General features: G+C 70.0%; 20 protein-coding genes. 10 read left to right on the top strand and 10 right to left on the bottom strand.

The features are described 5' to 3' along the window. Positions 1-60: 60 nt before the first annotated feature. A complete protein-coding gene (locus ACZ6ZD_RS30250; protein WP_465677314.1) occupies positions 61-807 on the top strand; it encodes a sulfite exporter TauE/SafE family protein in 747 nt (248 codons plus the stop codon). Here ACZ6ZD_RS30250 and ACZ6ZD_RS30245 read toward each other — a convergent pair. Next, entirely contained in the window at positions 791-1,441 is a 651-nt protein-coding gene (locus ACZ6ZD_RS30245) for a TetR/AcrR family transcriptional regulator (RefSeq protein ID WP_171673598.1), read from the bottom strand. The genes ACZ6ZD_RS30250 and ACZ6ZD_RS30245 overlap by 17 nt on opposite strands. 66 nt (positions 1,442-1,507) lie before the next feature. Between ACZ6ZD_RS30245 and ACZ6ZD_RS30240 the strand changes: the two genes are divergently transcribed. Both ACZ6ZD_RS30240 and ACZ6ZD_RS30235 read left to right on the top strand, forming a co-directional pair. Beyond that, a complete protein-coding gene (locus tag ACZ6ZD_RS30240) occupies positions 1,508-2,461 on the top strand; it encodes a quinone oxidoreductase family protein (RefSeq protein WP_465677313.1) in 954 nt (317 codons plus the stop codon). Between the two features lie 14 nt (positions 2,462-2,475). Beyond that, a complete protein-coding gene (locus tag ACZ6ZD_RS30235; RefSeq protein WP_465677312.1) occupies positions 2,476-2,904 on the top strand; it encodes an organic hydroperoxide resistance protein in 429 nt (142 codons plus the stop codon). A 27-nt stretch (positions 2,905-2,931) separates the two neighbouring features. On the opposite strand, the gene ACZ6ZD_RS30230 is transcribed toward ACZ6ZD_RS30235, so the two are convergent. From ACZ6ZD_RS30230 to ACZ6ZD_RS30220, 3 genes are all read right to left on the bottom strand, one after another. After that, positions 2,932-3,756 carry a helix-turn-helix domain-containing protein gene (locus ACZ6ZD_RS30230; RefSeq protein WP_465677489.1) on the bottom strand — a complete coding sequence of 275 codons (825 nt, stop codon included), beginning with the start codon at positions 3,754-3,756 and terminating at the stop codon, positions 2,932-2,934. A gap of 144 nt (positions 3,757-3,900) precedes the next feature. Continuing rightward, on the bottom strand, positions 3,901-4,317 hold the full coding sequence (locus ACZ6ZD_RS30225) for a YbaK/EbsC family protein (RefSeq protein WP_465677488.1): 417 nt from the start codon (positions 4,315-4,317) through the stop codon (positions 3,901-3,903). Positions 4,318-4,418: 101 nt separating this feature from the next. Beyond that, positions 4,419-4,718: a GNAT family N-acetyltransferase gene (locus ACZ6ZD_RS30220; protein ID WP_465677311.1), complete on the bottom strand. Its 300-nt coding sequence runs from the start codon at positions 4,716-4,718 to the stop codon at positions 4,419-4,421. Positions 4,719-4,806: 88 nt separating this feature from the next. Between ACZ6ZD_RS30220 and ACZ6ZD_RS30215 the strand changes: the two genes are divergently transcribed. Then, positions 4,807-6,375, top strand: coding sequence for an MFS transporter (locus ACZ6ZD_RS30215; protein WP_465677310.1), 1,569 nt, complete (start codon positions 4,807-4,809; stop codon positions 6,373-6,375). On the opposite strand, the gene ACZ6ZD_RS30210 is transcribed toward ACZ6ZD_RS30215, so the two are convergent. After that, the gene (locus ACZ6ZD_RS30210) at positions 6,372-7,310 is read right to left on the bottom strand and encodes an alpha/beta hydrolase (protein ID WP_465677309.1); all 939 of its coding nucleotides are present in this window, start codon (positions 7,308-7,310) and stop codon (positions 6,372-6,374) included. The two genes, ACZ6ZD_RS30215 and ACZ6ZD_RS30210, sit on opposite strands and share 4 nt — an antisense overlap. 128 nt (positions 7,311-7,438) lie before the next feature. Between ACZ6ZD_RS30210 and ACZ6ZD_RS30205 the strand changes: the two genes are divergently transcribed. Both ACZ6ZD_RS30205 and ACZ6ZD_RS30200 read left to right on the top strand, forming a co-directional pair. Next, complete coding sequence (locus ACZ6ZD_RS30205; protein WP_465677308.1) at positions 7,439-8,704, top strand: helix-turn-helix domain-containing protein; 1,266 nt, start codon at positions 7,439-7,441, stop codon at positions 8,702-8,704. Next, positions 8,689-10,161 carry a cobyric acid synthase gene (locus tag ACZ6ZD_RS30200; protein WP_465677307.1) on the top strand — a complete coding sequence of 491 codons (1,473 nt, stop codon included), beginning with the start codon at positions 8,689-8,691 and terminating at the stop codon, positions 10,159-10,161. Before ACZ6ZD_RS30205 ends, ACZ6ZD_RS30200 begins: the two co-directional genes overlap by 16 nt. A gap of 4 nt (positions 10,162-10,165) precedes the next feature. On the opposite strand, the gene ACZ6ZD_RS30195 is transcribed toward ACZ6ZD_RS30200, so the two are convergent. Further along, complete coding sequence (locus ACZ6ZD_RS30195; RefSeq protein ID WP_465677306.1) at positions 10,166-11,083, bottom strand: DUF559 domain-containing protein; 918 nt, start codon at positions 11,081-11,083, stop codon at positions 10,166-10,168. 194 nt (positions 11,084-11,277) lie between these two features. Here ACZ6ZD_RS30195 and ACZ6ZD_RS30190 point away from each other — a divergent pair, with 194 nt between their 5' ends. Next, positions 11,278-11,853 (top strand): DinB family protein, encoded by a 576-nt coding sequence (locus tag ACZ6ZD_RS30190; RefSeq protein WP_465677305.1) that lies wholly within the window; start codon positions 11,278-11,280, stop codon positions 11,851-11,853. Here ACZ6ZD_RS30190 and ACZ6ZD_RS30185 read toward each other — a convergent pair. Next, positions 11,834-14,209: a phosphocholine-specific phospholipase C gene (locus ACZ6ZD_RS30185; RefSeq protein WP_465677304.1), complete on the bottom strand. Its 2,376-nt coding sequence runs from the start codon at positions 14,207-14,209 to the stop codon at positions 11,834-11,836. The genes ACZ6ZD_RS30190 and ACZ6ZD_RS30185 overlap by 20 nt on opposite strands. 145 nt (positions 14,210-14,354) lie before the next feature. On the opposite strand from ACZ6ZD_RS30185, the gene ACZ6ZD_RS30180 reads away from it, so the two are divergent. Further along, on the top strand, positions 14,355-15,479 hold the full coding sequence (locus ACZ6ZD_RS30180; protein ID WP_465677303.1) for a CaiB/BaiF CoA transferase family protein: 1,125 nt from the start codon (positions 14,355-14,357) through the stop codon (positions 15,477-15,479). Between the two features lie 19 nt (positions 15,480-15,498). Beyond that, positions 15,499-16,641: an acyl-CoA dehydrogenase family protein gene (locus ACZ6ZD_RS30175; RefSeq protein ID WP_465677302.1), complete on the top strand. Its 1,143-nt coding sequence runs from the start codon at positions 15,499-15,501 to the stop codon at positions 16,639-16,641. Between the two features lie 34 nt (positions 16,642-16,675). Here the strand turns inward: ACZ6ZD_RS30175 and ACZ6ZD_RS30170 are convergent, their stop codons facing one another. Genes ACZ6ZD_RS30170 through ACZ6ZD_RS30160 form a run of 3 tightly spaced genes read right to left on the bottom strand, consistent with a single transcriptional unit; the run spans position 16,676 to position 17,628 of the window. Further along, positions 16,676-16,984: an NHLP-related RiPP peptide gene (locus tag ACZ6ZD_RS30170; RefSeq protein WP_465677301.1), complete on the bottom strand. Its 309-nt coding sequence runs from the start codon at positions 16,982-16,984 to the stop codon at positions 16,676-16,678. Between the two features lie 16 nt (positions 16,985-17,000). After that, on the bottom strand, positions 17,001-17,309 hold the full coding sequence (locus ACZ6ZD_RS30165; RefSeq protein ID WP_465677300.1) for an NHLP-related RiPP peptide: 309 nt from the start codon (positions 17,307-17,309) through the stop codon (positions 17,001-17,003). Positions 17,310-17,325: 16 nt separating this feature from the next. Then, complete coding sequence (locus tag ACZ6ZD_RS30160) at positions 17,326-17,628, bottom strand: NHLP-related RiPP peptide (RefSeq protein ID WP_465677299.1); 303 nt, start codon at positions 17,626-17,628, stop codon at positions 17,326-17,328. Positions 17,629-17,720: 92 nt separating this feature from the next. Here ACZ6ZD_RS30160 and ACZ6ZD_RS30155 point away from each other — a divergent pair, with 92 nt between their 5' ends. Next, complete coding sequence (locus ACZ6ZD_RS30155) at positions 17,721-18,872, top strand: putative peptide maturation dehydrogenase (RefSeq protein WP_465677298.1); 1,152 nt, start codon at positions 17,721-17,723, stop codon at positions 18,870-18,872. The last annotated feature ends 24 nt before the right edge of the window (positions 18,873-18,896 follow it).

Here is an 18,896-nt window from a genome sequence, read left to right as displayed (position 1 = left end):
CCGTTCATCCTCCGGACCGATGCGGGCGCGCGGGGCGCCGGTGCGTAGAGTCGGGCAACGATGACATGGTTCGAGGCGCTGTTCGTCCTGGTGGCGGGAATGGGCGCGGGCACGATCAACGCCGTGGTGGGGTCGGGCACGCTGCTGACCTTCCCCGCGCTGCTCGCCGTCGGTATCCCGCCCGTCCTCGCGAACGTCAGCAACAGCGTCGGTCTCGCGCCCGGGACGGCGGCCGGCGCGATCGGCTACCGCCGCGAGCTGGAGGGCCAGCGCGGCCGGATGCTCCGGCTCGTCCCGGCCTCGCTGATCGGCGGCGTCGTCGGGGGAGTGCTGCTCCTCACCACGCCGGACTCCGCGTTCCACGCCGTCGTACCGGTGCTGATCCTGCTGGGCTGTGTGCTGGTCGCCTTCCAGCCGTGGCTGTCGAAGTGGATCAGCGTCCCGTCGCATGCCCATCGCGGCGCCTGGTGGGTGATCCCGGCCGTCTTCGCGACCGGGATCTACGGCGGGTACTTCGGCGCCGCGCAAGGCGTGCTGCTGATGGCGATCCTCGGCCTCGGCCTCGATCCGGACCTGCAGCGGATGAACGGGCTGAAGAACGTCCTGGCCACGGTCGTGAACACGGTCGCCGCGATCCTGTTCATCGTCGTCGCGGACGTCGACTGGCTGGCCGCGGCCCTGATCGCGGTCGGCTCCACGATCGGCGGCTTCCTCGGCGCGCGCTACGGCCGCAAGCTGCCGCCGATCGCGCTTCGCGGCCTGATCGTCTGTATCGGCGTAGTCGCCATCGTCACGATGGTGTTCTAGCCGTCAGCCCCGCCAGCAACAGGTCGAGGCCGTAGTCGAACTGCTGCTGCCCGCCGCTCGTCCGCGCCAGCTCGGGCGCGAGCTCCACCACGGTCGGGAACTCGCGCGACGACAACGACTCCATCGACGCGCGCAACCGGCGTAACGCATCCGGGTCGCTCTGCTCGACGGTCATCTGGATCTCCCACGTCGTCGCGCCGAGGACGAACGTGAACAGCGTGGTGTGCGTCCGCGCCGCGGTCTCCGGATCGAGGCCGGACGAACGCAGGACGCTCAGCAGCCCTTCGGCGACCCGCGCGGTCTCGTGCCCACTCAACGGCCGGCTCGCCAATAGTTGCGCAAGGCAAGGATGTTCGAGCATCAGCACGCGCAGGTCGCGGCAGATCGCCCGCACCTGCTCCGGCCAGGGCAGGTCGGCCGGGGGCGGCGGCATCAGCGCCATCAGGTGATCGCGGATGGCGTCGTACAGGTCGTCCTTGTTCCGGAAGTAGGTGTAGAGCGCCATCGGGCCGACGCCGAGCTCGGCCGCGACGCCGCGCAGGCTGAACCCGTCGGCGCCCTTGGTCTCCATCACCTGCAGGGCCGTCCGGACGACGAGCTCGGAGCTCAACGTGTTCCGCGGTGTCCTCGCCATGTGACCCAGCTCCCTTCGATACTGAGCTACTTAAATGCGGGTAACGTACAGTGTATAGTACAACGTATGCGAGCAATCGAGATCACTGAGTTCGGAGGGCCGGAGGTCCTCAAGGTCGGCGAGGTCGCGGATCCGGCCGCCGGCGACGGCCAGGTACTGATCGCCGTCGATCGCGCCGGGATCAACTACGCCGACACGCATCAGGTGGAGAACAGCTACCTGCAGAAGGCGACGCTGCCGATGATTCCGGGCGGTGAGGTGGTCGGTCACACCGCCGACGGCCGTCGCGTGGTCGCGCTGGTCGGCTCGGGCGGGTATGCCGAGAAGGCCGTGGCGCACGCGCCGTACGCCTGGGATGTCCCCGCGGGCGTCACCGACGGTCAGGCGCTCGCGCTGGTGCTGCAGGGTACGACCGCCTGGCACCTGCTGAAGACCTCGACTCACTTCCGCCCTGGTGAGTCGGTGCTCGTGCACGCCGGCGCCGGGGGCGTCGGATCGATCGCCGTCCAGCTGGCGAAGCTCTGGGGCGCGGGCCGCGTGATCGCGACCGCGTCGTCGGAGGACAAGCGCCAGCAGGTGCTGGAGCTCGGCGCGGACGCCGCCATCGACGGGACGCCGGAAGGCCTGAAGGACCGGATTCTCGAAGCGAACGGCGGTAAGCCCGTCGACATCGTGCTCGAGATGGTCGGCGGCCCGACCTTCGACGAGTCGTTCGCCGCGCTGGCCAAGTTCGGCCGCCTCGTCACGTTCGGCGCGGCATCGCGCGAGACCGCGGCCGCGATCGATCCGACCCGGCTGATGAAGGGCTCCAAGACGATCGTCGGCTTCTGGCTGGCCGACTGCTTCGGTGACCCGCGGCTGCTGGGCGAGCCGCTGGCCGAGTTGTTCGACCTGGTTCAGGCCGGGTCGCTGCGCCCGATCGTCGGCGGTGAGTACGGCCTGTCCGAGGCCGCTACCGCCCATGAAGACATGCGAGCCCGCCGTACTGTCGGCAAGCTCGTTCTCGACCCCACTCGCTGAGGAGCAGATTCAGAATGACCACACCGGTTGAGAAGGTTCTGTACACCGCCAAGGCCACCGCCGAAGGCGGCCGCGACGGCAAGGTGACCAGCAGTGACGGCAAGCTGGACGTCGTTGTCGCGCCGCCGGCCGAGCTGGGCGGCAGCGGGAACGGCACCAACCCCGAGCAGCTGTTCGCCGCCGGGTACGCCGCCTGCTTCCAGAGCGCGATGATGACGGTCGCCCGGCGCCTGCGCGTCGAGGTCACCGGCTCCACCGTCACCGCCGAGGTCGGCCTCGGTGCGATCGCCGGCGGCGCCTACGGCCTGCAGGTCGCCCTCGTCGTCAGCCTGCCCGGCCTGGAGCCGGCCGTCGCCGAGGACCTGGTCGCCAAGGCCCACCAGGTCTGCCCGTACTCCAACGCCACCCGCGGCAACATCGTCGTGGACCTCAAGCTGGCGTGATCCGGATGCTGGGCTGACCCCGTCCGGTCAGTCCAGCCGCGACATGGCCTCCCTGAGCAGGCCGTCGGTCGCGGAAACGGGTGCGGCCGCGATCGTGAGCCCCTCCATGATCGCGGCGTACTCGTCGACCTCCTCGAGTTTGTCGAGGTAGAGCGCGCTCGCCGCGTGCTCGATGTAGACGATGTCCGGCAGGTCGCCCTCCGGGAAGCGCAGGATGCTGAACGCGCCCCCGGCGCCGGCCGCACCGGCGCTGCTGAACGGCATGATCTGCAGCGTGATGTTCGGCTGCTGCGCCCACTTGATCAGGTGCTCCAGCTGCCCACGCAGCACGTCGACGCCACCCACCGGTCGATGCAGGACCGACTCGTCGATGACAACCCACAGCCGGGCCGGATTCGCCCGGGTGAGGATCTGCTGCCGGTTGACCCGCAGCGAGACCCGCTGGGCCACCTCGTCCTTCGGCTGGTACGACTTACCCAGCTGGACGACGGCCCGCGCGTAGTCCTCGGTCTGCAACAGCCCCGGGACGAACATCACCTCGTACGTCCGGATCAGCGTCGCCGCGACCTCGAGACCGACGTAGTTGGTGAACCAGCTCGGCATCACATCGCCGTACCGCGACCACCAGCCCGGGTTGTTCGCGGCGCGCGCCAGCTCGGTCAGCCGGAAGCGCTCCTGCTCGTCGGCCTGGCCGTACAGCTCCAGCAGGTCGCTGACGTCGCGCTCCTTGAAGCCGACCCGGCCGAGCTCCATCCGGCTGACTTTGGACTCCGACGCGCGGATCTGCCAGCCCGCGTCGGCACGACTGATCCCGGCCTGCTCACGCATTCTGCGCAGCTGGCCGCCGAGCATGATCCGCAACGCGGTCGGCCCGCCGTCTCCGCCACCGCCGCCGCCCGCCACACTCACCGCTTCACCCGTCGCACCCGTCCACTCACCCATTTCAGCCCGCGATGCTACTCCCTGTCCACGGGATAGCGCCGGTTGCCGCTCCGGTCAGTGCTGCGCGAGGTCCAGAACCACGGCGTCCGGGAGCTTGGCCAGCTCGGCGCCGTCGAGCAGCACCTTCGAGCCGCGGACCCCGCTGCCGATCACCACCGGCCCGGCCGCGACCACGGCCTCGTCGACGAGGATCGGCCAGCCGGCCGGGAGCCCGATCGGCGTGATGCCGCCGTACTCCATGCCGGTCGTCGCGACCGCGTCGTCCTGGGCGGCGAACGAGATCTTCCGGACGCCGAGGTGCTTGCGGACGACGCCGTTCACGTCGGCCCGGTCGGTGGCCAGCACGAGCACAGCGGCGTACGCCGATTCACCCGCGCGCTTGCCGAGGACGACGACGCAGTTGGCCGAGGCGGCCATCGGGACGTCGTACTCCGCGCAGAACGTCGCGGTGTCGGCGAGACCGGGGTCGATCGCGGCCGAGTACGCCGGGAGGTCGCCGAGGGCATCCCGCGTCGCCGGGGCCAGCAGCTCCGGCGACGCGGCGGCCGGCTGTCAATCGAGTTTGCCGAGGATCACTGCGCGGCCTCGCCGACGAGGTCGGCGTACTCGGGGTGCTTCGCCAGGTAGTCCTGGTAGAAGGGACAGGCGGGTTTCACGCGCAGGCCGTTGGCGCGGGCGTCGTCCAGCGACTGGACGGCGATCCGGCCGGCCACGCCGCGGCCGCGGTAGTCGGGCAGGGTCTCGGCGTGCAGAAAGGCGATCACGCCCGGGCGCAGCGAATAGTCGACGAAGCCCATCAGGTTGCCGTCGGCGTCCAGCGCCTCGTAGCGGCTGCGCTCCTTGGCGTCCACCACGCTGATCTCGTTCTCCATACCGTCCACTGTAGCCACCGCGCGTTTGGAATTCGGGACCGCTGGGGTACGGGGTCCTGCGGATCCATTGGCGCCGAAAGGAGTTCGGATGAGCAGCGAACACGCTCTCGACGAGGGCAAGGCGATACCGAGTCTCGTGCCGGCCCGGATGGACCGGCTGCCGTGGACCCGCTTCCACTGGATGATCGTCGTCGGTCTCGGCGTCTCCTGGATCCTGGACGGGCTGGAGATCCAGCTCGTCTCGCTGGTCGGCAACACCTTGAAGGAGTCCGCGACGCTCGGGCTGACCACGGCCGAGGTCGGGCTGCTGGCCTCGATCTACCTGGCCGGTGAGGTGGTCGGCGCGCTGTTCTTCGGCCGGATGACCGACCGCTGGGGACGCCGCAGCCTGTTCATCATCACGCTGATGGTCTACCTGATCGCCTCCGGCGCGGCCGGCCTGACCTGGGACTTCTGGTCGCTGGCGTTCTGCCGGTTCGTGGCCGGGATGGGCATCGGCGGCGAGTACGCGGCGATCAACTCCGCGATCGACGAGCTGATCCCGTCGAAGTACCGCGGCCGCGTCGACATCGGCGTCAACGGCACCTACTGGGCCGGCGCGCTGATCGGCTCCGCGGTCGGCCTGGTCTTCCTGAACCCGGACCTGGTCCCGGTCGAGTGGGGCTGGCGGCTGTGCTTCCTGGTCGGCCCGGTGATGGGCCTGATGATCATCTACCTGCGCCGGCACATCCCGGAGAGCCCGCGCTGGCTGATGACGCACGGCAAGGTCGAGGAGGCCGAGCGGACGGTCGACCGGATCGAGGAGACGGTCCGCAACCAGGGCGGCGAACTGCGCGAGGTCAAGGACGACGAGGCGATCCGCGTCGTCGACTACCCGCCGGTGACGTACCGCGAGATCGCGCGGGTGATGTTGCGCGACTACCGCAGCCGGTCGTTCCTCGGCTTCTCGATGATGGTCACCCAGGCGTTCCTCTACAACGCGATCTTCTTCACCTACGCGCTGGTGCTGAAGTCGTACTTCGGGCTGAACGACTCCAGCGTCGCGCTGTACTTCTTCCCGTTCGCGATCGGCAACCTGGCCGGGCCGCTGCTGCTCGGGCACTTCTTCGACACCATCGGCCGGCGCAAGATGATCTTCTCGACGTACTCGCTGGCGGCCGTCGTCCTGTTCGGCACCGCGCTGCTGTTCAACGCCGGCGTCCTGACCGCGGCGACGCTGACCGGGCTGTGGTGCGTGGTGTTCTTCTTCGCCTCGGCTGGCGCCTCGTCGGCGTACCTGACGGTCAGCGAGATCTTCCCGATCGAGCTGCGCGGACAGGCGATCTCGTTCTTCTTCGCGATCTCGCAGCTGACCGGCGGCGTCGTCGCGCCGTTCCTGTTCGCGTCGCTGATCGGCGAAGGCGAGCACCCGGCGCGGGGCCCGCTGGCCGTCGGCTACATGGTCGGCGCCGGGATCATGCTGCTCGGCGGCGTCATCGCCTGGTTCTTCGGGGTGGACGCCGAGGGCCAGTCGCTGGAGAACATCGCCAAACCGCTGTCGGCGCGGGACGGCAGCCGGTTCCAGGGGTCGGCTCCGCGGCTGCCCAGCACGGACGCGCAGGGCCGCCGCATCACTCCAGTGAAACCGGAGTCGGAGCAGGGCGAGTCGCCCGGCTAGCCGAGCGCCCGGCGGAGGGCGTCCGTCCGGTCGGCCGCCATCCGCTGGCTCACGGCCGCGGTGGTCACGAAACCGGAGCCGTGGAAGGTGCCGGGGTAGTGGTGGACCTCGGTGCTGATGCCGGCGTGCAGAAGCCGCTGCGCGTAGGCCAGGCCCTCGTCGCGCAGTGGGTCGAACTCGCAGACCGCGACGAACGCCGGGGGTAGCCCGGAGAGGTCCTCGGCGCGGGCCGGAGCGGCGTACTGGAGGCCGAGCGACTCGGGATCGCCGGACAGGTAGTACTTCCAGCTGTACTCCGCGGACGGGCGGTTCCAGATCGGGGTGTCGACGAACTCGCGCATCGACGGGGTGTCGAGGCGATCGTCGAGCTCGGGGATGTCGAGCAGCTGGAAGCAGATCGCCGGGCCCTGGCGGTCGCGGGCGAGCAGCGCGACGGCGGCGGTCAGGCCGCCGCCCGCGCTGGTTCCGCCGACGGCGATCCGTTGCGGGTCGACGCCGAGCTCGGCGGCGTTCGCGGCGAGCCACTCCAAGGTCGCGTAGCAGTCCTCCAGGCCGGCTGGGAACGGGTGCTCGGGGGCCAGGCGGTACTCGGGGGAGACGACCACCGCGCCGACCTCGGCCGCGATGTCGACCGGGCTCTGCTCCATCGTGTCGATGTCGCCGACCACGAACCCGCCGCCGTGAATGTTCACGAACCCGGGACGCAGCCCGTCGGCGCTCGCCTTCGGCCGGTAGATCTTCGCGCGGATCGCGTATCCGTCGGGCCCGGGGATCGTCACCTCGCGGATCTCGACGCCGTCCGGGACGACGACCGGCGGCAACACCCCGGCCAGCTCCGCCGTACTCGCACGGACCACGGCCATGTCGCTCAGGTCGAGCTCCGGAATCATCGCCACCCACGGGAGCAGCTCGGGGTCGATCGGGTACTGGGTCATCGTCCTGCCTCTCTGATCGCCGACCCCACAACCATCCCGGCCCACCCTGCCACGGCGCAGCCGCCCGCTGTCGGGGATCCGGCTCTTCCCCTCCGCCAACTGTCGGACCACCCCGCTACCCTCGACCCATGGAAGGCCTCCTCCTGCGCCTGTCGTCCCTCGACGCCGACGCCGAGAGCGCCGTCCGCGTCATCGGCTTCTTCGACGCCCTGATGACCGACCGCGCCGACCTGACCGCCCTCCTCCGCTCCACCGCCGCCCTCGCCGAATGCCCCGTAGGCATCCACGCCCCCGCCCGAGGCCTGACCCTCCGCGCCGACCCCGCCATCTCCCTCGGCACACCCCCACCCGGTGCCGCCACCCACCCCCAAGCCGACGCCACCTTCTGGCTCTCCCGCCCCACCCCCTTACCTCTCGACGAAATCCTCCTCGAACGCTTCGCCCTCGCCGGCACCCTCCTCCTCGACCGCAACACCCTCCCCGCCCCCGGCGACCCAGCCCTCCTCGAGCTCGCCATCTCACCCACCACCCCCCTCCCAGACCGCTCCCGAGCCCTCCACCTCCTAGCCATCACCCCCACCGCCCCCCTCCAAGTAACCGTCTCCACCCCACCCACCCGCGCTCCTTCCACCCCCACCTCCGGTCCCAGGGGCGTGGCGTCCGCCTCCTCCAGGCCCGCCTCCGGCTCCGAGGGCCCGGCCCCCGCCCCTTCCACCTCCACCTCCGCCTCCGGTTCCGGCGCCTCGGCGTCCGCCTCTTCCACACCCGCCTCCGGCTCCCGGGCCTCGGCGTCCGTCTCCTCTACTCCCGCCTCGCGCTCCGGGCGCTTGGCGCCCGCCCACTCTGCGCCCAGGTCCGGGGCGTCGGCCGCCGGTTCGTCTTTGCCGAGTGCGCAGCGGTCGGTGGTTTTGGGTGATGTGTTGGTGAGCTTGTGTTTGCCGGGGGAGCTGCCGGCCGGCGAGCGGGTTGGGGTTGGGCCGGTGGTGCAGGCGTTCTGCGCGGCTGACTCGTGGCGTGCGGCGCGGACGGCGTACCGGCTCACTTCGCCGGAGGAGCCGGTTGTACGAGCTGACGACCTTGGCGGCGTCCTGCTACTTGCGGATCGGCTGCGGCCGGACGATCTGGCGGCGGCGCCGGATGTGGTCGCGCTGAACCGCTTGGCGAGTGAGCCTGGGGGAGACGACCTGCTGGCGACGCTGAGGGCGTACTGCGCGACGGACTCCGTCCGCAAGGCGGCGGCGCTCGTCTACCGCCACCACAGCACCGTCGCCTACCGCCTCGAACAGGCCGAAGCCGCGCTCGGCTTCGACTTCGGCAGCGCGCCCGGCCGCTTCCGCCTCCGGCTCGCGCTCGTGCTGCGGGCTCTAGGATCGACCCCGTGGCAGGCCTCCTGATCGCCGGTACGACGTCCGACGCCGGCAAGACGACCGTGGTGACCGGGCTGTGCCGCTGGCTGGCCCGCCAGGGCGTCCGCGTCGCGCCGTACAAGGCCCAGAACATGTCGAACAACTCGATGGTCTGCGCCGACGGCACCGAGATCGGCCGCGCCCAGTGGATCCAGGCGATCGCCGCGGGCGCCGAGCCCGAGGCCGCGATGAACCCGGTGCTGCTCAAACCCGGCAGTGACCGCCGTAGCCACGTCGTGCTGATGGGCCAACCCTGGGGCGAGCTGTCCGCCCGCGGCTTCCTCACCGAGCGCGCCGAGCTGGCGAAGGCGGCGTTCGCGGCGTACGACGACCTGGCCGCCCGCTACGACGTGGTGATCTGCGAGGGCGCGGGCAGCCCGACCGAGATCAACCTGCGCCGGTCCGACTACGTGAACATGGGCCTCGCGCAACACACCCGGTCCCCGGTCGTGGTGGTCGGCGACATCGACCGCGGGGGAGTGTTCGCGTCGATGTTCGGCACGGTCGCCCTCCTCGACGCGGCTGATCAGGCCCTGATCAGCGGCTTCCTGATCAACAAGTTCCGCGGTGACGTCTCCCTGCTCCAGCCCGGGATCGACATGCTCGAAAGCGTCACCGGCCGCCCGACGTACGGCGTCCTCCCGTGGCTGCCCGAGCTCTGGCTGGACTCCGAGGACGCCCTCGACATCCCGGTCCGCCGGCCCACCGCGAGTACCGACCTGTTGTCGATCGCCGTCGTCCGCTTCCCCCGGATCAGCAACTTCACCGACCTCGACGCCTTCGCCGCCGAGCCGACCAACAGCGTCTTCTTCACCACCAGCCCCGCCGAGATCCGGGACGCCGACCTCGTCGTCCTGCCCGGCTCCCGCGCCACCGTCGCCGACCTGACCTGGATGCGTTCCCTCGGCCTCGACGCCGCCGTCACCGCCCGCGCCGCCGCCGGCCGCCCGATCCTCGGCATCTGCGGCGGCTACCAGCTCCTCGGCGGCCTGATCGCCGACCCGCACGGCGTCGAGGGCGGCGGCGTCCACCACGGTCTCAACCTGTTGCCAGTAGCAACCGAATTCGCCCGCGCCAAAACCCTCGCCCGCCCCACCCGCACCGCCTACGAGATCCACCACGGCACCGTCACCCCCACCGCCGAAGCCACCCCCTTCCCCGGCGGCGTCCGCACCGGCCACACCTGGGGCACCATCTACCACGGCCTCTTCGACGACGACCCCACCCGCCAAACCTTCCTCACCGAAATCGCCGCCCTGACCCACAAACCCGCCCCCACCGGCGCCACCTCCTTCGCCGCCCTCCGCGAGTCCCGCCTCAACCGCCTCGCCGACGCCATCGAAGAACACGCCAACCCCGAAGCGCTCCTCCGCCTCCTCGACTCCGGCCCCGGCTCATTCACCTTCATCCCGCCCGGAGCCCCCAGCACGAACGACAGGAGGTAGTCGCCTACGCGGCCCACTCGCCGAAAGCCGGCCCGCTCACAGCACCCGGCCAGCCGGCCGTACCTCCTGTCCTTAATGCCGCCGCCGACTGCACCGTCTCAACCACCCAGCCCGGCTCACCCACCACCTGCTGGTAGGTGAACCGCAGCACCGTCCAGCCAGCGGCAACCAACTCGTCGTACCGGCGGCAGTCCGCCGCGAAGTCGGCAGCCGATCCGTGGAACTCGTAACCCTCTGCCTCGATGACCACCCGGGCCGCGGAGTTCGCGAGGTCGACCCGGCCGATGAACCCGCCGTCGCCGTAGATCACGACCTGCGGCTCAAAATCGGTCAGTCCGCCGGAGATCAGCAGGCTCCGCAGCATCGACTCGAGAAAGCTCTCCGCCAGCGGCGTCGCGGCAGCCGCGACCCGAAGCACATTCGCACGCCCCGGCCCGCGCAGCTTGGACGCCGTGTGCTCCAGCTCGGCAGCCTCCAGCTGGCCACTGCGAAGAGCAGCGTCGGCCACTGCCAGAGCCTCGCCGAACGGAAGGATCCGCGCGCAGTCGATCACGGTCCGAAGCAGCGACGTCATCCCGGCGCGCCGTTCGTCGGAGGTGACCGCCGCCCAGTGCAAGACCGCTGGCCGACCAGCCCGCGGGCGCCGATGAACGGGGACCATCACGTGCGGTGTCTCCGGTTCTTTCAGCAGCGGCAATCCCCAGAGCCGGGCGGCGCTGAGATGTGAGGCGACACCGTCGTAGGCGAGCGCCGTGATGCGCTCCGGGTCGAGCGCGGGCAGGGCATAGACCCCGCGGGCGACCCGCTCGATGTCGCCACACGACACCGCTGCCTCCAGCGCGGCCCGTTTGACCAGCCGCCGGAGCTGGGCAGCAGTCGCCGAACCGCCCAGCTCGGCAAGCACTTCGTCGACGGGCAGCACCGCATCAGACTGCCAAATCCGGCGGCGTCGTGCGTCGAGTTGTCCACAGGCAGCACGAACGACAGGAGGTAGGGACGCTGAGAGGCTGCACGGCGAGGCCGTTGAGCGTGGCCCTGCGGGTGGTTGGTGGTGTACCTCCTGTCGTTCGTGTCGAGGTGCGGAAACTGTCTGAGGGGGTGGTTAGCGTGGTGGGTATGAAGATCGCGTTGCAGAGCTACCTGCAGGAGACCCGCGCTCGAATGCTCGCGAAGCTGGAGGGGCTGAGCGAGTACGACAAGCGGCGGCCGGTGGTGCCTTCGGGGACGAACTTGCTCGGTTTGGTCAAACACCTGATTGGCATCGAGTACGTGTATTTGGGGACGAGTGTGGGGCGGCCGCCGGCGGAGGTGTTGCCGTGGTACGCGGACGGGTCGGTGTGGGAGGGGGCGGATATGTGGGCGCTGCCGACCGAGAGCAGTGAGTGGCTGACGGGCCTTTACCGGGAGGCTTGTGCGCACAGCGATCGGTCGATCGCCGAGCTGGAGCTGGATGCGCCGGCGGAGGTTCCGCATTGGGCGGAGGGGAAGCGGCGGACGACGTTCGGCACGTTGCTGGTCCGGGTCGTCGACGAGACCGCGGGGCATGCGGGGCATGCCGATATCGTCCGTGAGCTGATCGACGGGCAGGGCGGGAAGGACGCCGGGATGATGAATGAGGCCGAGTGGACGGAGTACTTCCAGAAGCTTCAGCGGGCGGCGGAGGGTTTCAAGGTCACCAGCCCAGGGGAGTGAGGACGGCGTTCTGGGCGGAGCCGCTGACGGCCCGGAGCCGGAGGTAGCGAGCGGACGTCGGCCAGCAGCGGACAGTCTGGGTGGTGCCGCCGAAGGTACCGGTGGTGTGGGGTGAGCCCCACGTGGTGCCGTCGGTGCTGAGGTACAGCTCGTACTGCCCGATCTGGCCGGGCTGGTAGGTCATACCGGTGACTGTGCGGACGGCGCCGAGGTCGAGTCGGACGCCGTCCGGGAGTGCAGCTGCCGTCGCGGTGAGGCGGGCTGAGGCCATGACTGGGTCGCTGATTCCGGAGGTTTCCATGCGGCCGGCGAATCGGCGGGTGAAGGCGTCGGTGGTGTCGGCGGTTGCGGTGAGGTCGTACCAGCCGGCCATGCCGTTCGCCGTACTGAACCAGTCCTCGACCGTTGCCCCCGGGCCGACCTGATAGGTCCACGGGCCGCCGGCGCGGTTGTTGGGGCGGATGGTGATCGTGCAGGACTTCGTCCCGGTGTTCGTCATCGTCAGCCACACCAGGTTGTCGGCCGGCGCGTAGCGCAGCTTGACCTCGGGGTTGGCGTTCCCGCTGGTTGTCGCGGTGATTCGGTTCCCGGCGAAGCGGCGGACGAAGCCGTTCGGCCCGTGCACGGTCAGGTCGTAGGCCCCGCTCGGCGTACCGGCCTGCCAGTAGTCGGACGCCGAAGCGCCCGCACCGATCGTGTAGCGCCACGGGCCGTCGGTCCGGTAGGCGTTCGCGTACACGTAGAAGTGCGCGCCGGCCGCGCCGGTGTTCGCGAAGTCGATCCAGAAGTTGTCGGCGGCAACCCGGCCGGAGGCGGCGAGGACATAAGGCAAGGGACGCGACGTCCGCGGTCCCGCCTCCTGCGGGGGCAGCGTCTGGTTCGCCGGGGGAGCAGGGTACGTCGTCTCCCACCCGGGCGTCGGCGGAGTCGCCGGTAGCGCCGGGTAGCTCGGGTTCGTCGTGGACAGATCGAGCGCGGCGGTCAGATCACCGCAGACCGATCGCCGCCACGGCGAGATGTTCGGCTCGGCGATCCCGGACCACCGCTCCAGAAATCGCAGCACCGACGTGTGATCGAAGACCTGCGAACACACGTTGCCACCGCGGCTCCACGGCGAGACCACCAGCATCGGCACCCGCGCGCCGAGCCCGATCGGTACGCCGCCGACCAGCTCGTCGGTGATCGCGACCGTCGACTGCCCTTCATTCGAGTTCACCGGCGGCACCGGCGGCGGTACATGATCGAAGTACCCGTCGTTCTCGTCGTACGTGATCAGCACGAGCGTCTTGTTCCACACCGCCGGGTTGGCAGCGAGCTTGTCGAGCAGCTCCTTGGTGAAGTTCGCCCCCTCGGCCGGCCCCCACGCCGGGTGCTCGCACTTCGGCTCCGGCGCGACGATCCACGACACCGCCGGCAGCCGATCGGCCGCGACGTCCGCCGCGAACGCCGGGATCAGCTGATCGGCGGCGACCCGGTGCAGCCCGCGGTCGTAGAGCCGCCGCTCGGCCGGCGTCAACGTCGCGACCCCGGCCGCGAGCTGGTTGAGCAGCGTCGCCCGGTCCGCGGCATTCGCCTTCCGGACGCCGTTGTCGTAGAAGAACTCCAGCTTCGAATAGCTCGTCCGCGCCAGCGCCTTCCGCCCGATGTCGAGGAACTTCTTGAAGTAGTCGAGCGAGTTGTCGCCGTAGTTGTCCCACTCCTGGTAGACCCGCCAGCTCTTGTTCGCCGCTTCGAGCCGCTCGGCGTACGTCGTCCAGGTGTAACCGGTGTGCCCGGCGTTCTGCCAGGCGTCGTTGCCGATCGCGCGCGTGCTGGTGCCGGGCTCGAAACCGAGCATGCCGGTGAACAGGTAGAACCGGTTCGGGTTCGTCGGGCCGAGCTCGGAGCAGTGGTACGCGTCGCAGATCGTGAAGGCGTCCGCGAGCGCGTAGTAGAACGGCAGCTCCGCGCGCAGGTGGGTCGCCATCGAGTACTTCGTCTTCTGCGGGATCCATTGGTCGTTGCGGCCGTGGTTCCAGGCGCCGTGGCTGGTGCCCCAGTCGTGCGGCGTCCCGGTCATGTACTGGCTCGCGACCGGATACGGCAGGACGTACCCGCTGCCGTTCGGCTGGTGGAAGACCGAGCGTCCGGTCGACAGCGTTCGCGCGGTCGGGTCGTTGAACCCGCGGACGCCGCGGAGCGAGCCGAAGTAGTGGTCGAACGACCGGTTCTCCTGCATCAGGATCACGACGTGCTCGATCAGCTCCAGCCCGCCGGCCGGCGCGGGCGCGGCCAGCGCGCGCTGCAGGCTCTCCGGCAGCGCGCCGAAGAGCCCGGCGGCCAGACCTGCGGTCTTCAGAAAATCTCTGCGGTCCATCGGATCACCTGTTCTGTCGGGGCGGGGACAGACGTGCTGTAACGGTGTAAACGGCGGTGGTGAACCCGTCAAGACCGCAACGTGTCCGATGATCGCCCGCCTGATGGCTTGACGACCGTGACAGTAGGACTGTCACAATAGCGGCATGGGTCCTCTCGAAGGTGTGAAGGTCGTCGAGCTGGCCGGGCTCGGACCGGCGCCGTTCGCCTGCATGATGCTGGCCGAGCTGGGCGCCGACGTCCTGCGGATCGAACGGCCGGGCGGCGGGCTCGCGATGGGACCGCCCGAGCTGGAGCTGGTCAACCGTGGCCGGCGCAGCGTCGCGCTCGACCTGAAGAACCCGGCCGCGATCGACGTCGTACGGCGATTGGTCGCGCAGGCCGACGTCCTGGTCGAGGGTTTCCGGCCCGGGGTCGCCGAGCGGCTCGGTGTCGGGCCGGACGACTGTCACGCGCTCAACCCGCGGCTCGTCTACGGCCGGATGACGGGCTGGGGTCAGGACGGCCCGCTGGCACAGACGGCCGGGCACGACATCGACTACCTGGCGTTGTCCGGTGCGCTGCATCTGATCGGCCGGGCCGGCGGGCCGCCGCAGGTCCCGGCGAACCTGCTCGGCGACTTCGCCGGTGGTTCGCTGTACCTGGTCGTCGGCGTCCTCGCCGCGCTGCACAACGCGCAGCGGACCGGCGCGGGACAGGTCGTGGACGCCGCCATCGTCGACGGCTCGGCGCACCTGACGACCATGCTGCTCGGCGCGCTCGCTGCCGGCAGCTGGAAGCAGGAGCGCGGGACGAACATCCTCGACACCGGCGCGCCGTTCTACGACGTCTACGAGACGGCGGACGGCGAGCATGTCGCGGTCGGCGCGATCGAGCCTCAGTTCTACGCCGCGCTGATCGACAAGCTGGGGATCGAGGCACCCGACCGCTACGACCCGGCGAACTGGCCGGAGCTGCGGAAGGTGCTGGCCGAGACGTTCCGGACGCGGACGCAGGCGGAGTGGACGGAGCTGTTCGACGGCTCGGACGCGTGCGTCGCGCCGGTGCTGCCGATGGCCGCGGACCACCCGCATCTCGCCGCGCGCGGGACGTTCGTCGACCAGGACGGCGTCCGCCAGGCCGCGCCCGCGCCGCGCTTCTCGCGGACGCCGACCACCCTCGAACGGCCGCCTGCGCGACCAGGTCAGCACACCCGGGAGGCGCTCGCCGACTGGGGGATCACCGACATCGACGGTCTGTTCGAGACCGGCGCCGCCGTCCAAGCACCGTAGATCTGAAAGGGATCCGCCTGTGGAACGTCAGCTCTTCGACGCCGATCACGACGCCTTCCGGGAGTCCGTCCGGTCCTTCTGCGACAAGGAGATCGTCCCGCACCACGACAGCTGGGAGGAGGCCGGCATCGTCCCGCGGGAGCTGTGGACGACGGCCGGGCGCGACGGGCTCCTCGGGTTCATGGTGCCCGAGGAGTACGGCGGGGGCGGGGCGCGCGATTTCCGGTTCAACGCCGTCCTGCTGGAGGAGATCACCCGGGCGCGTGGCGGCGGAGTCGGGTTCTCGCTGCACACCGACATCGTCTCGGCGTACCTGCTGGACTACGCGACCGACGAGCAGAAGGCGCGCTGGCTGCCCGGCTTCTGCTCGGGCGAGACGATCACGGCGATCGCGATGTCCGAGCCGGGCGCGGGCAGTGACCTGCAGGGGATCCAGACCACGGCGCGGCGCGACGGCGACCACTACGTGCTGAACGGCCAGAAGACGTTCATCTCGAACGGCATCCTGGCCGATCTGGTGATCGTCGTGGCGAAGACCGATCCGGACGCCGGCGCCCAGGGCATCTCGCTGCTCGTCGTCGAGCGCGGGATGGAGGGGTTCGACCGCGGTCGGAACCTGGACAAGATCGGGCTGAAGGCGCAGGACACCGCCGAGCTGTTCTTCGACAACGTGCGCGTTCCCGCCGCGAACCTGCTCGGCGAGGAAGGCCAGGGTTTCGTCTACCTGATGCAGAAGCTCCCGCAGGAGCGGCTCGCGATCGCCGTCATCGCGGTGGCGGCCTGTGAGAACGTCCTGGACGAGACGCTGAAATACGTCAAGGAGCGGACGGCGTTCGGCCGGCCGATCGGCTCGTTCCAGAACAGCCGCTTCGTGATCGCCGAGCTCGCGACCGAGATCCAGATCGCCCGCGTCTTCGTCGACCGCTGCATCACCGAGCTCAACGCCGGAACGCTCACCGTCGCCGAGGCCGCGATGGCCAAATGGTGGACGACCGAGCTGCAGAAGAAGGTCGTCGACCGCTGCCTCCAGCTGCACGGCGGCTACGGCTTCATGACCGAGTACCCGATCGCGAAGGCCTACCTGGACAGCCGTGTCCAGACCATTTACGGCGGCACCACCGAGATCATGAAGGAAATCATCGGCCGCACGATGGGCATCTGACCGTGGGCGGCCGGCAACCGGCCGCCCACCCGTCTCACTGCTCCCGCAACACCGCCGACACCCGCCCCGCCTCCAACATGTGCGGATTGTTGTGGTTCCCGCCGGTCGTCAGATACGCGAGCAGCTCGGCCCGAGCCGCCGCGATCTCACCCTTGCTCGCCAGCGTCTCCACCGCCATACAAGCCACCGGCGATTCCCGCACCGCCTCCGGGTCCAGCCCGACCCGCACCAGCCCCGCATGCCGGTCCCGCGCGAACAACTCCCGGAACCCGTCATCCGTAGCCAGCAACTCCAACAGCCGATCCGCGATGTGCAACGGAATCTCGAGCTTCGTGGCGATCATCTGGTTCTCCCCGGGCTCAGTTGTGACGGAGGACGGCGTGCATGGCGCCGGACTCGAGGGCGTGCGGGTTGGTGTGGTTGTTGGCCGAGGTGAGGTAGGCGGTGAGTTCGGCGCGGGCGGCGGCGATCTCGCCCTTGGAGGCGAGGGTTTCGACGACCATGCATTCGAGCGGTGCGATCTTGACCAGCTCCGGGTCGAGGTCGAGCCGGCTCAAGGCCGCGTGCCGGTCGGTGGCGAACAGGTCGCGGAAGTCGTCGTCCGTCGCAAGCAGCTCGAGCAGCCGATCGGCAACGTGCGGCGGAATCTGAAGCTTGGTGGCGATCATGTGGTTACCCCCAGGGCTAGTTGTGGCGAAGGACGGCGTGCATGACGCCGGCGTCCAGGACGTGCGGGTTGTTGTAGGCCGCGCCTGACAACAGGTGCGCGCGCAGCTCGTCGCGGGCGGCGGCGATCGCCGCCTTGTCGGCCAGCTGGTCGACCGTCAGGCAGGTGTAGGCGCCGCTCAGCTCGCAGCCGGCTTGGGCCAGGGCGGCGTGGCGGTCGCGGGCGAAGAGCTCGCGGAAGGCATCGTCGGTGGCGAGCAGGTCCAGCAGGCGGTCGATGACCGGTGCTGGGAGTTGTGACTTGGTCGCGGTTACTGGCATCTGGTCCCCCCCAAATGTTGTGTAGCCCCACAGATTCAGTTGTCGCGCGACTAACCTTAGCTGACGACTTTGGCTGGGGGGCGGGGATGTTGATGCGGGTACGGCGTTGTGCGGTGCTGTTCTTGGAGCCGCGGGAGGACGTCGGCTTCGACCTGGATTCGCTGTTGACGGGTGGCGCGGGGCTGAGCCGGACGCAGCGCTGGCTGGCGCTGGCGGCGCATCTGGACGGCGAGATCGAGGTGGACGCCGAACAGCGTGAGCTGCTCGGCCGGTTGAGCCCGAGCGAGTGGGCCGAGAGCGACGACGAGCTGTTGCCCGACCTGGTCAAGGCCGGTCTGGTGATCGCGGACGACGACTCCGCGCACCGCGAGCGGGATGACGCGCTGCGCGCCGGGCACTGGTGGCCGCCGGCTGCGATGCTGCACCGGCTCGCCCGCTGGGAGGGCCTCGACAGCGTCAGCGTGATGGAGGCCAACGAGATGACGACCGCGGCCGACCTGCGCCGCAAGCTCGGCGCGCCGCCGACCCACGCCCATGCCCGCCGCGAGCCGGCCGACCGGATCGCGCTGCCGCGGATCGACGGCAACGACTTCGACGCGATGCTCGCCCGCCGCGCGACCTGCCGCAACTTCGACGCCGAGCGCCCGCTGACCCAAGAGCTGTGCGCGCACATGCTGCAACGGGTGTTCGCCGCACAGGCCGAGATGCGCGTCGACGACGACACGGTCTTCCTGAAGAAGAACACGCCGTCCGGCGGCGGCCTGCACCCGACCGAGGCCTACCTGATCATCCAGAACGTCGAAGGTCTCACTCCCGGCCTCTACCACTACCACTCCGTCGACCACGCCCTGGAGCCGTTGCCCGCTCCCGACGAGCCGCTCGACCAGTTCGCCCGCCGCGCGCTCGCCGGTCAGCACTGGTTCTCCAACGCCCCCGTGCTCGCCGTCCTGGCCCCGCGGTACGCGCGCAGCTTCTGGAAGTACCGCCAGCATGCGAAGGCCTACCGCGCCCTCGTCCTCGACAGCGGCCACCTCTCCCAGACGCTCTACCTGAGCGCGACCGAGCTCGGTCTCGGCGCCTTCGTCACGTCGGCGATCAACGAGATCGACATCGAGCGCGCCTTCGGCCTCGACCCGCTGACCGAGGGCCCGCTGGCGATCTCCGGCTTCGGCTGGCGCGCCCGGACCATGGTGACCACCGAGTTCGACCCCGCCGAAGAGATCTGGTTGCGGACGCCGGAGTGAAAATCGCCGCCCGGGCGATGGGAA

It is taken from the genome of Kribbella sp. NPDC104218 (genome assembly GCF_055584105.1).
This window is presented reverse-complemented; position numbering and strand designations above follow the sequence as displayed.

Excerpts from the sequence above, each read along its gene's own strand:
- ACZ6ZD_RS30250 (WP_465677314.1), top strand. The coding sequence starts at position 61 with ATGACATGGTTCGAGGCGCTGTTCGTCCTGGTGGCGGGAATGGGCGCG.
- ACZ6ZD_RS30245 (WP_171673598.1), bottom strand. The coding sequence starts at position 1,441 with ATGGCGAGGACACCGCGGAACACGTTGAGCTCCGAGCTCGTCGTCCGG.
- ACZ6ZD_RS30240 (WP_465677313.1), top strand. The coding sequence starts at position 1,508 with ATGCGAGCAATCGAGATCACTGAGTTCGGAGGGCCGGAGGTCCTCAAG.
- ACZ6ZD_RS30235 (WP_465677312.1), top strand. The coding sequence starts at position 2,476 with ATGACCACACCGGTTGAGAAGGTTCTGTACACCGCCAAGGCCACCGCC.
- ACZ6ZD_RS30230 (WP_465677489.1), bottom strand. The coding sequence starts at position 3,756 with ATGCTCGGCGGCCAGCTGCGCAGAATGCGTGAGCAGGCCGGGATCAGT.
- ACZ6ZD_RS30220 (WP_465677311.1), bottom strand. The coding sequence starts at position 4,718 with ATGGAGAACGAGATCAGCGTGGTGGACGCCAAGGAGCGCAGCCGCTAC.
- ACZ6ZD_RS30215 (WP_465677310.1), top strand. The coding sequence starts at position 4,807 with ATGAGCAGCGAACACGCTCTCGACGAGGGCAAGGCGATACCGAGTCTC.
- ACZ6ZD_RS30210 (WP_465677309.1), bottom strand. The coding sequence starts at position 7,310 with ATGACCCAGTACCCGATCGACCCCGAGCTGCTCCCGTGGGTGGCGATG.
- ACZ6ZD_RS30205 (WP_465677308.1), top strand. The coding sequence starts at position 7,439 with ATGGAAGGCCTCCTCCTGCGCCTGTCGTCCCTCGACGCCGACGCCGAG.
- ACZ6ZD_RS30190 (WP_465677305.1), top strand. The coding sequence starts at position 11,278 with ATGAAGATCGCGTTGCAGAGCTACCTGCAGGAGACCCGCGCTCGAATG.
- ACZ6ZD_RS30185 (WP_465677304.1), bottom strand. The coding sequence starts at position 14,209 with ATGGACCGCAGAGATTTTCTGAAGACCGCAGGTCTGGCCGCCGGGCTC.
- ACZ6ZD_RS30180 (WP_465677303.1), top strand. The coding sequence starts at position 14,355 with ATGGGTCCTCTCGAAGGTGTGAAGGTCGTCGAGCTGGCCGGGCTCGGA.
- ACZ6ZD_RS30170 (WP_465677301.1), bottom strand. The coding sequence starts at position 16,984 with ATGATCGCCACGAAGCTCGAGATTCCGTTGCACATCGCGGATCGGCTG.
- ACZ6ZD_RS30165 (WP_465677300.1), bottom strand. The coding sequence starts at position 17,309 with ATGATCGCCACCAAGCTTCAGATTCCGCCGCACGTTGCCGATCGGCTG.
- ACZ6ZD_RS30160 (WP_465677299.1), bottom strand. The coding sequence starts at position 17,628 with ATGCCAGTAACCGCGACCAAGTCACAACTCCCAGCACCGGTCATCGAC.
- ACZ6ZD_RS30155 (WP_465677298.1), top strand. The coding sequence starts at position 17,721 with ATGCGGGTACGGCGTTGTGCGGTGCTGTTCTTGGAGCCGCGGGAGGAC.